We start from the raw sequence: 13,163 nt of genomic DNA, 5'->3' as shown, positions 1-13,163 counted from the left end.
GACGGTGCGTCAGGGCGAGGGCGCGGTGGCCGCCATCGGGCAGGCGCCGACCAAATTCGTGCTCGTGAGCCCGAACGACCGGGAGCAGATGCTGTTCTACATGAGCCTGCGGGAGGTTTTCCTCAATCTCCCGTCCTCGACGCTGGAGGTCCGGCAATCCAAAGCCGAAGGCGCCCGGCTCCAGGCTATCGCGCCCGAGGCCCGTACGACGGAGGACTGGCTGGCGCTTGCCGAGTTTCTGATGGGCTCCAGCGGCCGGCGTGCCGCGGAAGGACCCCTTGCCGAGGCTCTCGGCCGCCCGATGTCGGCAGCCCAGCGCGCCCGCGCCGATTATCTGAAGGCGCTCGCGGCTGGTGCGGAAAGGCGCTGGCACGATGCCATCCGTCTGTTTGATCGCGCGAGGCCCGGCCTGGATCCGCTGCGCCGGGGCTGGGCGGAGTATGGCCGCTACGCCGCGGCCTCCCTGGCGGACCCGAAGCGGGTCCAGCCTGCACCAAGGGTTGCCGTCGGTGATCCACGGACGGCGGAAATCGATGCCTATCTCACGGGTTTCCGTCAGGACCTCCAGGCAGCGGCCGCCGCAGCCGCGGCGGCCGAAAGGCGCTTCCCGCGCGATGTCGGCCTTGCCATTCTTTCTGCGTCGCTCGCACAGGACCTCGACCGCCGTGAGGACATGTATGCCGCCTATGAACGTGCCCGGGCCATCGATCCGACCGATCCGGTCGTGATCGCCTTCGGGGCGACCATCAAGGCGGATTATGACCGTGACATCGATGGCGCTCTTGCCGATCTCTACAAGGTTGCTGCGACCGATCCGACCTTCACGCTCCTGAACCAGATCGCCTCTCTGGAGGAGAGCCGGGGTGCCCATGTCGAAGCCGAAGCCGCCTACCGGCGCGCCATCGAGATGGAGCCGCACAATCCGATCCCGTATGTCAATCTGGCGATCTTCCTGCTTGATCAGAGCCGGGTCGAGGAGGCAGGCGCTCTCATCGACAAAGCGCTGGCTCTCGATCCGACGACAGCCTACTCGGCCCGCGGGCGCCATTTCCTGCAGACCGGCAGAATGGCCGAAGCGATCGAGGCCATGCTGGCCGGTTCCGCCGTGAACCCGGCACGTTCCAATGATCAGCTGATCCTTGCCGATGCCTATTTCCAGAACGGCGACTACGAACTCGCCCGGCAGACGCTCGACAATGCGGATCGCCTGGATCCCAGGGCGCCCATCGTTCCCATTCTGCGCACCGCCTTCGCCCTGGATCTCTACCTGGCCGACGAGGCGATTCTGGCCGCGCGCGAGGCCCTGCGGCGTTCCCGGGCGCGGGGCGGCGACTACGCCGGCATTTCCGTCAGTCAGCAGAGCGGGTCCTATCCGGTCGAAGCCTATCGCTTCATCGGTCTGCATGACTGGGCGCGGTTTTATGCCGACCGGACACTCGATCCGTTTCAGGCTCAAGGGTATTTCGATCAGGCGATCGTCAGCCGTCCGGGGCTGTTCCCGACCGAGCCGACGCTCGATACGGCGGAAGGCACCGAACTGAACGGGGCAGCCCTGAACCTTTCGATTCAGGGCCTTCTCCTGGACCCTCTGGCGGTTGCGGGTCGCATCGGGAGGTATGATCCGCTGCGGCGTCCCTTTCTGGACACGGAGATCCGCAGCAGCGTGATCACACGGGGCGGTGAGCTGGGCTGGGCGGGCGGGCTGCAGGTCAACGGGTTCTCGAACGAGCCCCTGCCGACGAGTTTCAGCGTGTCCGCCAGCGCAAACCGGGCACGGGGAGATCTCTCTGCGGATAACGAAAGTGGACGAGGCCTCACAGTGAGTCTCGGCACGGCCCCGACGGCGGCTGACCGCTTCATGTTCATGGGCTGGGCGACGGAGGGAAAGCCGGGCCTGACGGATCTCAACCGTATCGACTACATCCAGCATATCGAGCGCGACGCAACCGACCTCTTCGGTGTGGTGGGTTGGAGCCACACGTTCGGCTACCGGAATATCCTGTCGGCGGCCGTGTTCGCCACACGGAACGATACGCTCGATCGGGGAGAGCTGTGGGATTACACGTGGTTTCCCACGATCAATACCGTGTGGCAGGAAAAGCAGCGTCTCGATGGCGTTGTCGGAGCGGTGAGCCACGCAGTCGGGATCGGAGATTTCAATCTGCGTTACGGCCTGGAGGCTCAAGCCGGCAAGGCGCGATATAACGGCCTTAGCTTTACCCGCTATATCTATGGCGGAGGATACGAGGAATACGGGCAGGATTCGGCTGTTTTCGAAAGCCCGTTCCGCGGCGGCCGCAGCTACGCCGATCTCACATGGCGCCCGAACGACAGATTCGAAGCTCAGGCGGGCGTCCATCGCACCTTCCTCGACGTGAAATATGCCAAGCCCGACGTTTGGGTGTCGCCGCGCGTCGGCGTCGGCGTTTCGCCGCTGGAAGGGCAGTGGCTCCGTGCGGCCTATATCGAGAATGCCGAGCCCTTATTGACTTACACTCTCGGCCCGACGACCACCGTTGGACTGATCCCGCATGATGCGCCCGCCAGCGGACCGACGAAGAGCCTCGTCCTGCGCTGGGACGCGGAATGGACACCGCGTGTCTTCACCGCACTGGAGTATCAGCGGCAGATCTTGAACGACCTCAACATTCCAAGGATCAACACCCTCAGCAGCTTTCAGGACATCGAGAAAGCGCGCGCGGAATGGATCGCCGGAACGGTCAATGTCTGGCTGGGCTACGGCATCGGCGTCTTTGCCACGGTCGGCGGAACGACGTCTAGGATCCTGGAAAGCTCGTCGTTTCCCGAGCCGCGGGGCATCGGGGAGCCTGTGCCCTATATTCCGGAGCGCTTCGCACGTGCCGGCGTGACCTTCGTCCACCCGAGCCGCTTGCGTTTCACGCTGACCCAGAATTTCATCGGGGAGCGTTCCGGCTCCTATGAGAACGATCGGCTCGATTCCTACTGGACGACCGACGCGACGGTGAGCTGGGAAACATCGGACCGCCACCTGCAGGTGGGCCTCACGGCGTTGAACCTGTTCGACCAGAAATATGAATACGGGTTCGAGATACCGGCTCCAGGCCGTACCGTTGCTGCGACCGTGAAGGCGAGGTTCTAGAGCTGTTGCCACTTGCATGGAACAGCTCACTCCCTTGGCTCGCCGCGTTTCTTGAGCGGCGAACCGGCTCCAGCACCATCGGGACCTGGAATTGCAGCATCGCCGAGAAAGCTCGACATCCTTTCGATCAAGCGCACGTGCTTGGACCGATCATCTCCTTACCCGGCCGCTCTTCGTCGTGGCGAAGCCTTGTTCCGCTCATGGACCAGGCGGATGAAACTCCGTGCAGGGAGCCATCCGGATTAGTCTCGCAGCGGCAACAGGCTCAGGTATCGCTTACGGAGCTTGCCGTAGCATTCACATGCCGTTTGTTCGAGGCGTGAGCGGTCGCATATTGCGAGCCTTCCTCGACCCTGCTGAATCATTCCCCTGCTCTGAAGAGCATACAGGACCTCACTGACGGTCGAGCGCTGAACCCCGAGCATCTCCGCAAGCGCCTCGTGGGTAAGAGGCATATCGTTTTTGCCCGTGCGGTCGTGAGTCGCGACGATCCAGCGACAAGCGCGCGCTTCGACGCTATGAACCGCATTACAGGCCACATACTGGAGGGTAAGAGTCAGGAGAGCCTCCATGTACCGGGAGATCATATCCTGAACGGTCCGGCGGGAGGCAATTGCCTCCTCCATTTTCCTTGTGCTGATGCGCCACATCGAACCGGGTATTTGCACAACATAGCGTCCCAGGGACGCGCTTGGGGCGCCACATAGGGGCAGCCCGATCATCGCCTCCCGGCCGAAAGAGGCCATCTCGGCGATCCGGCCATCTCTCATATCACGAACGAGTGAAACAACCGCAGTGGTAGGAAAGCCAGTATATCGAAAGACCTCGTGCTCCCGCACAAGGATCATCCCCCGCTGAAGATCCACCTGTTCCAAGTGGGGCGTCAGCCAGCTGATGTCGTCTCGATTCAAGGTAGCCAGGAGGCGATTGGTCAGGAAGTCCACCATTCGGAAGTCCAGTATGATCCATCTCATGCGGATCGGATAATACGGATCATCGGCTGGTGGGCCAAGCCGCTCGGGTGCAAATGCGTTCACACGGAAACTCCGCCCGGGGTAGAGCCGGGCGGAGCTGTCTTTGGAGGCCTGATACGCAACGCAGCCTGCCGCTCTTGTACGGGTCATTCGTTAAAGAGTTCTACTCTGTGCAGCCATGACAAAAGGTCCAGGTGAAGTAGGCCCTCCAGGGTCATGCTCGACGCCTTGGCCCCAGCCCATTTTGGAGCGCGGAATCTTCATTCCAAGCTGCGACGTTAAAACAAAATTCAACACCATCGCGCATGGTAAAACAGCCTGAATTTTGCGCGTCAGGGGGCGTGCGCTTCCCGCGGCGTTGTGGGCAGGCAACAGAAGAACCATGCGACTTCTCATCCATTTCCTCGCGAAGCTCCTGCAGCAGGAGCCGCACCTCGCAGAATCGTGTGCGCCGCTCGGGCGCTCGTTCATCACTCAGCCTGCTCCAGTTGCGAAATCGGTGCGTTTCTGTCCGGCGTAGAAGCGGCCTGATCACACCACCGGGCTCGGGATACACCGATGCTCAACAAGTCACACGATAGCGAGAGTGGGCAGTCGTTATGGACGATCTCCTGATTGAGTTCCTCACAGAAACGTCCGAGCATTTGGACATCGTTGATGTGGAGATGGTGCGCTTCGAGCAGGATCCGAACAATCAGGCGATCCTCGGCAATATTTTCCGCCTGGTCCATACGATAAAGGGGACCTGTGGCTTTCTCGGGCTGCCGCGTCTTGAGTCGCTCGCCCACGCTGCCGAAACGTTGATGGGTCGATTCCGCGATGGCATGCCGGTAACCCCGCCCGCAATCTCACTTATTTTGGCCACATTGGATCGGATCAAGCAGATTCTCTCCGCGCTCGAACGTCAGGGCGCGGAGCCATCCGGTTCGGATCAGGACCTGATCGGCGCTCTGGGCGAGATGGCAGTCAATCTCTCGATCAATGAGCACTCCGTTGCGGCCGTACAAGCAGGAACGAATGGCACATTGCCTCATCAGGTTCTTGAACGCGAGCTGAAGCCAGGCGAGGTCTCCCTGGACGAGCTTGAAAAAGCCTTTCGTGAGGCCCCAGGTCCGGAAACGACTCAGCTTTCATCTGCACAAAGCGCTCCGCAGCCGCCATCGCTGACCAGGGACGCTCTGGTCGAGGCGAAGTCCGGCAAAGCGCCGGAGGTGGGCGAAAGGGAGGGCGCTTCGGCCAAAGTTCAGACGATCCGTGTGAATGTCGATACGCTCGAGCACCTGATGACAATGGTGTCGGAGCTCGTTCTGACACGCAACCAACTGTTGGAGATAGCCCGCCGCACCGCTGTCGATCATGGCTACAAGGTGCCCTTGCAACGGCTGTCGCAGGTCACAGCCGAGTTGCAGGAAGGTGTCATGAAGACCCGTATGCAGCCTATCGGCAATGCCTGGCAGAAGCTGCCGCGTGTGGTCCGCGATCTGTCGAACGAGCTTTCGAAGCAAATCGATCTCGTAATGGCAGGCGCTGATACCGAGCTCGACCGGCAGGTTCTCGATGTGATCAAGGATCCGCTCACTCACATGGTGCGTAACTCCGCGGACCATGGCATCGAGTCTCCTGCAGACCGTAGAGCCGCCGGGAAGCCCGAGAAGGGCACCATCCGCCTAAGCGCGTTCCACGAGGGGGGCTCGATCACCATCGAGATCGCTGACGATGGCAGGGGCCTCAACTTCGACGCCATCCGCAAAAAGGCTGTCGAGCGGGGAATTGCCTCTGAAGCAGAAGCAGAGCGGATAAGTGACGCGCAGGTCGCGAAGTTTATCTTCCACCCGGGCTTTTCGACGGCTGCCAAGGTGACATCAGTCTCGGGGCGCGGCGTTGGAATGGATGTCGTGAAAACGAATATCGAGCTGATCGGCGGGGTCATCGACATCCGATCTGAACAGGGTAGAGGATCTACCTTCATCATCAAGATTCCGTTGACGCTGGCGATCGTATCCGCGTTGATTGTGGCTGCAAAGAACCAGCGGTTTGCGGTTCCTCAGGGATCCGTGCAGGAACTGGTACGGGTCGGATCCGGCTCCGATCACATGATAGAGCGCATCAACGGCACTGCGGTGCTCCGACTGCGTGAGCGGTTGCTGCCGATCATACCGCTAGCCAAGGTGATGGGGCTCTCGGAGGACGATGGTGCCAGCGAGGGCTTCGTGGTTGTCACCCAGGTCGGGCCGCAGCGCTTCGGCATCATGGTCGACGAGGTTTTTCACACGGAAGAGATCGTGGTGAAGCCCATGTCCTCGAAGCTCCGCCATATTCCCCTGTTCTCCGGCAATACGATTCTTGGCGATGGCGCTGTCGTGCTCATTGTCGAACCCAATGGGCTCGCCCGCATGATCGGCTCGGGATCCGGTGACGGGCATCTTGCGACAGAGGGTGCGCGTGACGAGGCAGGCTCCGACGAAGACAGCGCGACAACGATGTTGGTCTTTCGCGGCAGCGGGCCTGCGCTCAAGGCCCTGCCACTCTCCTTAGTCACCCGCCTCGAGGTCATCGATGCGGCAGAAGTCGAATGGACCGGAGGGCGACCGCTCCTGCAATACCGCGGCAGGCTCATGCCCATCGTCCCGTGCGATGAGGCAATGGTCGTCAAAAGCCAAGGTAGTCAGTCGCTGATCGTTTTCTCGGATGGAGATCTGACTTTGGGGCTCGCGGTTGAAGAGATCGTCGACATCGTCGAGGATCGCCTCACCATCGAACTTGTGGCCGATCGCCCTGATCTGATTGGCTCGGCCGTTATCAGGGGCAGAACAACCGAGGTCGTCAATCTAGCCCATTATCTACCACTGGTCGCGCAAGCCTGGGTTCAGGCCGGCACGTCGGAACGGCGGGGCAGGTCAGTTCTGTTGGTCGATAACTCGGCTTTCTTTCGAGAAATGCTCGGGCCGGTGCTCAAGAGTTCCGGCTACAAAGTGCACATGGCGCCGAACACCATGGAGGCACAGCAGGTTCTTGTCTCGCGCGCATGCATCGACATCCTCGTGATTGACCTCGACCTTCTTGAGCGCTCCAGCTTTGACCTAATCGGGCAACTGCGGGGAACGGCAGCCCATGCCACGATTCCTGTGATCGGACTGACGCTCAAGCACGATCCTCAACAGGTCGCACTCGCTCGCAAATTGCGGGTCTCAGAATTGGTCTCACGGCACGATCGCAGAGGCCTCCTTGCTGCTCTCGCAGAGTCCAATCCCGTCATGGAACAGGCCGCGTAACAATGACCACAGCCGATATCAGAGACTTGCAAAAAGCCAAAACGTCTGCGGAGCCCATGGAATATCCAACCGTAGTCGTGGCGGGCCAATTGCTGGGCCTCCCCATCAGCCGGGTGCACGAGGTTTTCGTCACCAGCGAAATCACCTCTGTTCCACTGGCTTCGCCGGAAATCACCGGCCTCCTGAACCTTCGGGGGCGTGTCGTGACCGCCGTGTCCCTACGACGGCGTTTGGGTTTGCCCGATCTTGAAGACAGCCAGCGGCGATTAGCTGTCGGTCTTGAGCACAAGGGAGAACCTTATGGGCTGCTTGTGGACGAGGTTGGGGAAGTGCTGAAGCTCGATCCAAAGGTGATGCAACCGACTCCTGGTCATCTCGACGCGCGTTGGGCGGGTGTAGCCCAGGGAGTCCACCAGTTGGAGAACAGGCTCCTGATCATTCTTGACGTCGACGCCGTGTTGGAATTCACAGCCGAGCGGCAGGCGGCATAGCATCCAAAATCCCTAGGCAATCCTTTCAACGGTAAGATTTAAAATCGTGGCACTCAACACTTCCACTCCTGTTCTCGTTGTCGATGATTATCAGACGATGATCCGCATCATCAAAAACCTTCTCAAGCAAATTGGCTTCACCGACGTGGACGAGGCCAAGGACGGCAGTGAGGCCTTCGGCAAGCTGAAGGAGAAGAGATATGGCCTCGTGATCTCTGATTGGAACATGACCCCCATGACAGGGTACGAACTCCTGAAGATGGTGCGGGCCGATGGCGAGCTGAGCAGCCTCCCGTTCATCATGATCACCGCCGAAGCCAAGACCGAGAACGTGGTGGCGGCGAAGCAGGCGGGCGTCAACAACTATCTAGTAAAACCATTCAATGCTGAAACGCTGCGATCAAAGATCGTAGCGGTCCTGGGCGAGTGACGACATTGCGACCACCAAAGGATCTTTTTCAACCCTTGTCTCTAGACCAGATAACCATGGCGCGCGAGAGCATTGCGGCAAAGCGGCATGCTGAGATCATGCGGAGCTTCGCGGCCATTCAGGCCGCGCTCGAACCGGAGAGCGGGGCCTCGAAAGCGTTCATCGACCAGATCCGGGGGGATCTTCGAGAGGCTCTCAAGCTGAAGGAGGAACTCAGCGCGATCACGGAGTCGATCCAGCGCACCAAGCAGGAAATAGCCACACTCCGCTCCGTCAGTCCAGGAAACGGGGAGCCCTCCAGCGTCACCGATGAACTCGGAGCCGTGGTCAGTGGCACGGAGGTTGCCACGAACACGATCCTTGCTGCGGCGGAGGAGATCGACGAACTCGCCAATTCACTGAGCCGCAGCGTTCCTGATACAGAAGCGGACAAGGTCCTTCGAATCTCGAACTCGATCGTGACGATCTTCGAAGCCTGCAACTTCCAGGATATTACCGGTCAGCGCATCAGCAAGGTTGTGAACTCGATGCGGTTCATAGAGGAGCGGGTTGCCAAGATGATCGAGATCTGGGGTGGGCTGGAGAGCTTCAATGACGTCGAAGCCATAGAGACAGCCAGGAGAGAAGGGGATGACGCTCTTCTCAATGGACCTGCGCTGGACCGCGACCCGGCACGCATCTGTCAGGACGACATCGACAGCTTGTTTGGATGAGCTCGCGCGGTCGAGAAGAGTGAAATTTTCTAGATGGGAGCTACATGTTGCGTAGGCTTCCACTAACGCGTTTCTGAAGATGATCCTGGAAAGATGGTTCGCCAGTCACCGGAGCGACCGCCATGCCCAGGTCCATAGGGACACGTGCACTCCTCTCCCGTTTCCGCGCCGAAGGTCATTTTGTCGCACGGACGGCCTCGACCTGCAGTCGTGACGATCATCTTGAAGCACCGTGCTGATCGGGTGGGCGAAGTCTCAGATTTGTCTCGATAAAACAGTAGAAATCACAGAATTACGAATGTGTGGGCTCAACATATTGTTCTTAGAGCAGTCAGCCTCGCACAAGGTTAGCAGGCAATGGATATTCGGATTCCACTTGCTGCAGGTCATCAATGCGCGCGCTCAACAATTTCCCCCTCATCGTCAAACTTGCCATTCCCGCGGCGATCTTTGTCGCGATCACCATTGGTCTGGTCGCCATTGCTAAGCATGGGCTTGACGACCTATCGGCCGATACGAAAGAGCTGGCGCAGGTTGAGGCTGCCCGTCTGACAATGATCCTCAAGATCAACTCGGAAGTGAATGAGGCCAGTATTCAGGAGAAGAACCTGATCCTCTATTCGTCTGCGGACGTCGATAAGATGACCAACGCGGAGAAGAACTATCAGCAGTACAAGGCTCTCGCCCTGCAACATTCTGATGAGCTGATCGGACTGTCTGACACGCCAGAGCGCCGCACCCTCAATGAAGGGATCAAGGCAACAGTTTCCGGCTACTTCGCTCAAATGGACAAGAGCGTGGCCTATGCCGTGAAGGATCAGGATGCAGCTGCGCTCCAGATCTCTAATGGCGACGGACGGGATCTTCGCATCAAGGTCCGTAATCTCCTGAAGGACCGCGTCGAGGTCAACGAAAGGGCTCTCGATCAGGCTAGCGCTGAGGCAGAAGCACTCGCTTCCTCCACATCCACATCCCTGATTGTCTCATCTGCCGTGGGTATCCTGATCGCTGTCGCACTGCTGGGCTCGATCGTTGTGTTTGCCGTCGTGCGTCCCCTGAAGATCATGACCGGCGCTATGGGTCAGCTGGCGAATGGCGATCTCACCATCAATGTCACTGGTACCGAGCGTAAGGATGAAGTGGGAGCGCTTGCCCGCTCGCTCCAGGTGTTCAAAGACAATGCCATCGAGGCTCGTCGGCTCGCGGCCGAGCAGGAGGCGGAGAACCAAGCCAAGATGCGCCGGGCCGAGATGCTCGACCAGCTCACCAAGACCTTCGAGCGCAACGTCTCGTCGCTGACGCAGGGTCTGTCCTCGGCCGCCACCGAGATGGAAGCCACTGCTCGCTCCATGACGGGTGTGGCGAGTGAAACCAACCAGCGGTCCGTGACCGTGTCATCGGCGGCGCAGCAGACATCGGCCAATGTGCAGACGGTGGCGGCAGCCACGGAAGAGCTCTCCATCTCAATCCGCGAGATCGCCGCCCAGGTCGGCCAGTCCTCGCAGGTGGCCGAGCGCGCGGTCCAGGGCACCCGGCGCACCAACGAGACAGTGCAGGCGCTGGCGGCCTCCGCCGAGCGGATCGGTAACGTGGTCCAACTGATCAACACGATTGCGGGTCAGACCAACCTCTTGGCCCTCAACGCCACCATCGAGGCGGCCCGCGCGGGCGAAGCCGGCAAGGGCTTTGCCGTGGTGGCCACCGAGGTGAAGGAACTGGCGAGCCAGACCGCCAAGGCCACCGAGGAGATCTCGGCCCAGATCGCCTCCGTGCAGCAGGCCACCCAGGAGACGGTGGGGGCAATCCAGGAGATTGCCCGCACGATCACCGAGATGAGCCAGATCTCCACCTCGATCGCCGCCGCCATGGAGGAGCAGGGCGCCGCCACGTCGGAGATCGCCCGCAACGTCCAGGAGGCCGCCCGCGGCACCGAGCAGGTCACGGGAAGCATCGTGGACGTGCAGCAGGGGGCGGGTGAGACCGGTGCGGCCGCCAATCAGGTGCTGGGAGCGGCGCAGGAGTTGGCCCGCCACTCCAACGATCTCACTCATGAGGTGGCCACCTTCCTCTCTGGCGTCAAAGCGGCTTAGCGGGACGATGCTGCAGAGGATCGCTGATTCCAGCGATCCTTGACGTCTTTCTCTGCGCTGGTCAGGAGGCTCGCCTCGTCAGCGTGGGCAGGAGGGGCACATGTGCCGGGTTGTTTCGCCACGGAACTCAGTACGAATTTTGGACGAAGATCGACGACGGAGCCAGCCAGCCCCGTCTTAAGGCCAAGCTGACGCCTAATTGCCACGTTTGGCTGGAAAATCCCTCTCTGAAAATGAGGGATATGATGTTCGCTCGTCTGGTTCTAGGCATCGTTTTCGCCGCTTGTGCCCTGCCCGCATCTGCTTCCGACCGCGCCCTTATCGACGCTCTCGTGGCGCAGCATGCGAAAATTCACGGTGTGCCTGAAGCACTTGTGCATCGAATCATCCAACGGGAGAGCGGCTACAACCCTCGGGCCGCCAATCGAGACTTTCTCGGGCTCATGCAGATCCGCTACGCCACAGCGCGCGGCATGGGTTACAAAGGCCCTGCGTCGGGTCTGCTCGACGCCTATACGAACCTCGCTTACGCAGTCCCTTATCTGGCGAATGCCTATATGGTGGCCGGCCGAAACTCAGACCGTGCAGTCGCTCTCTACTCTGGCGGCTATTACTATGAGGCTAAGCGAAAGGGGCTGTTGCGACAGCTGAGGATCGCGACGAGCGAACCTGTATCGACAATTTCGGCTGCTCCCTCCGCTCTCGTGTCCGCCGGAAAGCGATAATCCTCGACGGACCTTGAGGGAGCGTCCAGGATAGACCGCGCCGGCGACAGCAACTACCCCTTTGTTTATTCACTGATGACGTAAACCTTACTTGAGAAGTCCGCGCCAACCCGACACAATCCAATGGCATGGCACTCATGGGACAGCACACGTGAAGCAGCAGGCTAGAGCGGAGCCGACATCGAGCCTCCAGCAGCATCCCCGCCCTGCAAAGGGCTCGTCCTTGGTCGAGAGGGTTTCAGAGAATGACTCTGCAGCACCGGACACTCACAGATCGGAGGGATGGATGACGCCCCTCAACATCCTGGCTGCCATCACTCTGGGCCTCCCTGGGCTGGCGATGATCTTGCTCATCGGTGGGAACCCCAGCATTCAGGAAGGAACCCTTGCGACGCTCGCCACGCTTCTGGTGCTGTCGGCCTTCGTGATTGCGGCCATATTCGAAATCAAGCGACTCGCGGATCAGCCATCCGACAAGAGACTTCCCTGAGAGTCGGCTCGGTCCGCTTACAGGGAGCAGACCGACAGTTCCGGCTCTCCGAATCGGCCAGGGTCATCACTGGACTGTCGGTTTCGGATCATAGCGTCATTGGGCATGCCGTGAGTGTTAATCCCTCATTTACCATGAAAGCCCATCGTATTGGCTCCATGATCGGAGCCTCGCCATGGCCTATGCTGAGTCGTTCTTCCGCACCTGTTCTGATTTCGGCGGCACAACAAGACAGATCGCGCTGAAAGCGGCGTTGGTAGGTCTCGCCTTCGCGGTGTTTCCCTGTTTTGCAGGCTCTGCTTCCGCCGAAAGTGCGTTCCACGCACGCGGCGCGGACTTCATTCGAGTGATAGGTGCTGCCGATCCCACCCAAGCCTGGACGAGGTTCTGCCGGCGCTATCCCCGTGAGTGTGGTGTCGATCTCTCCCAGCCTGCACGCATTTCGCTGTCTCCGGCTGTCTGGGCCACCCTCACTTCGGTGAATGAGCGCGTCAATGCATCGATTTTGTCAGTGACAGACCAGGATCGCTGGGGCGTTCTCGACCGGTGGGATTATCCTGATGACGGTCTCGGCGATTGCGAGGACATTCAGCTCCTGAAGCGGAAGCTTCTGGTCCAGGCAGGCCTGTCGCAACGTGCCTTGCGGATGGCTGCCGTCATCGATGAGCAAGGGCAGGGCCACGCCGTTCTGATGGTGCTCACGGATCGGGGGGACTTCATTCTCGACAATAAGCGCAACGATATCCTGTCCTGGCGTCAGGCAGGTTATACTTTCGTCAAGCGTGAAGGCACCAACGGAAAAAGCTGGGTCGCTCTTGGAGATCGGACAGCCCCTGCGATCACCGCCAACCGATAGC

The 13,163-nt window shown here is 60.1% G+C and carries 10 protein-coding genes; 9 read left to right on the top strand and 1 reads right to left on the bottom strand.

What is annotated here, in order from left to right:
• Positions 1-3,121: tetratricopeptide repeat protein (locus E4K09_RS26295; RefSeq protein ID WP_134500596.1), on the top strand; the 3,121-nt coding region annotated here is incomplete at its 5' end.
• A gap of 242 nt (positions 3,122-3,363) precedes the next feature.
• On the opposite strand, the gene E4K09_RS26290 is transcribed toward E4K09_RS26295, so the two are convergent.
• Positions 3,364-4,158, bottom strand: a complete 795-nt coding sequence (locus E4K09_RS26290) for a Crp/Fnr family transcriptional regulator (RefSeq protein ID WP_244610702.1) — start codon at positions 4,156-4,158, stop codon at positions 3,364-3,366.
• Positions 4,159-4,694: 536 nt separating this feature from the next.
• Between E4K09_RS26290 and E4K09_RS26285 the strand changes: the two genes are divergently transcribed.
• From E4K09_RS26285 to E4K09_RS26250, 8 genes are all read left to right on the top strand, one after another.
• Positions 4,695-7,367: a hybrid sensor histidine kinase/response regulator gene (locus E4K09_RS26285; RefSeq protein ID WP_134500595.1), complete on the top strand. Its 2,673-nt coding sequence runs from the start codon at positions 4,695-4,697 to the stop codon at positions 7,365-7,367.
• 2 nt (positions 7,368-7,369) lie between these two features.
• Positions 7,370-7,858: a chemotaxis protein CheW gene (locus E4K09_RS26280; RefSeq protein ID WP_134500594.1), complete on the top strand. Its 489-nt coding sequence runs from the start codon at positions 7,370-7,372 to the stop codon at positions 7,856-7,858.
• 46 nt (positions 7,859-7,904) lie between these two features.
• A complete protein-coding gene (locus tag E4K09_RS26275) occupies positions 7,905-8,288 on the top strand; it encodes a response regulator (RefSeq protein WP_134500593.1) in 384 nt (127 codons plus the stop codon).
• Positions 8,289-8,344: 56 nt separating this feature from the next.
• Complete coding sequence (locus E4K09_RS26270; RefSeq protein ID WP_244610701.1) at positions 8,345-9,001, top strand: protein phosphatase CheZ; 657 nt, start codon at positions 8,345-8,347, stop codon at positions 8,999-9,001.
• A 392-nt stretch (positions 9,002-9,393) separates the two neighbouring features.
• Positions 9,394-11,091, top strand: a complete 1,698-nt coding sequence (locus tag E4K09_RS26265) for a methyl-accepting chemotaxis protein (RefSeq protein ID WP_134500591.1) — start codon at positions 9,394-9,396, stop codon at positions 11,089-11,091.
• Positions 11,092-11,336: 245 nt separating this feature from the next.
• Entirely contained in the window at positions 11,337-11,816 is a 480-nt protein-coding gene (locus tag E4K09_RS26260; RefSeq protein WP_134500590.1) for a lytic transglycosylase domain-containing protein, read from the top strand.
• Between the two features lie 286 nt (positions 11,817-12,102).
• Positions 12,103-12,306 carry a hypothetical protein gene (locus E4K09_RS26255; protein ID WP_134500589.1) on the top strand — a complete coding sequence of 68 codons (204 nt, stop codon included), beginning with the start codon at positions 12,103-12,105 and terminating at the stop codon, positions 12,304-12,306.
• Between the two features lie 175 nt (positions 12,307-12,481).
• Positions 12,482-13,162 carry a transglutaminase-like cysteine peptidase gene (locus tag E4K09_RS26250; RefSeq protein ID WP_134500588.1) on the top strand — a complete coding sequence of 227 codons (681 nt, stop codon included), beginning with the start codon at positions 12,482-12,484 and terminating at the stop codon, positions 13,160-13,162.
• Position 13,163 lies beyond the last annotated feature (1 nt).

This window comes from Microvirga pakistanensis, assembly GCF_004458765.1.
Classification (GTDB): domain Bacteria; phylum Pseudomonadota; class Alphaproteobacteria; order Rhizobiales; family Beijerinckiaceae; genus Microvirga; species Microvirga pakistanensis.
Note: the sequence above shows the minus strand (reverse complement) of the source record. Positions and strands in the feature narration are given on the sequence as shown.

Bases quoted from the DNA above. Each gene is read 5' to 3' on its own strand.
- E4K09_RS26270 (WP_244610701.1), top strand. From the start codon at position 8,345: ATGGCGCGCGAGAGCATTGCGGCAAAGCGGCATGCTGAGATCATGCGG.
- E4K09_RS26255 (WP_134500589.1), top strand. From the start codon at position 12,103: ATGACGCCCCTCAACATCCTGGCTGCCATCACTCTGGGCCTCCCTGGG.
- E4K09_RS26260 (WP_134500590.1), top strand. From the start codon at position 11,337: ATGTTCGCTCGTCTGGTTCTAGGCATCGTTTTCGCCGCTTGTGCCCTG.
- E4K09_RS26250 (WP_134500588.1), top strand. From the start codon at position 12,482: ATGGCCTATGCTGAGTCGTTCTTCCGCACCTGTTCTGATTTCGGCGGC.
- E4K09_RS26285 (WP_134500595.1), top strand. From the start codon at position 4,695: ATGGACGATCTCCTGATTGAGTTCCTCACAGAAACGTCCGAGCATTTG.
- E4K09_RS26265 (WP_134500591.1), top strand. From the start codon at position 9,394: ATGCGCGCGCTCAACAATTTCCCCCTCATCGTCAAACTTGCCATTCCC.
- E4K09_RS26280 (WP_134500594.1), top strand. From the start codon at position 7,370: ATGACCACAGCCGATATCAGAGACTTGCAAAAAGCCAAAACGTCTGCG.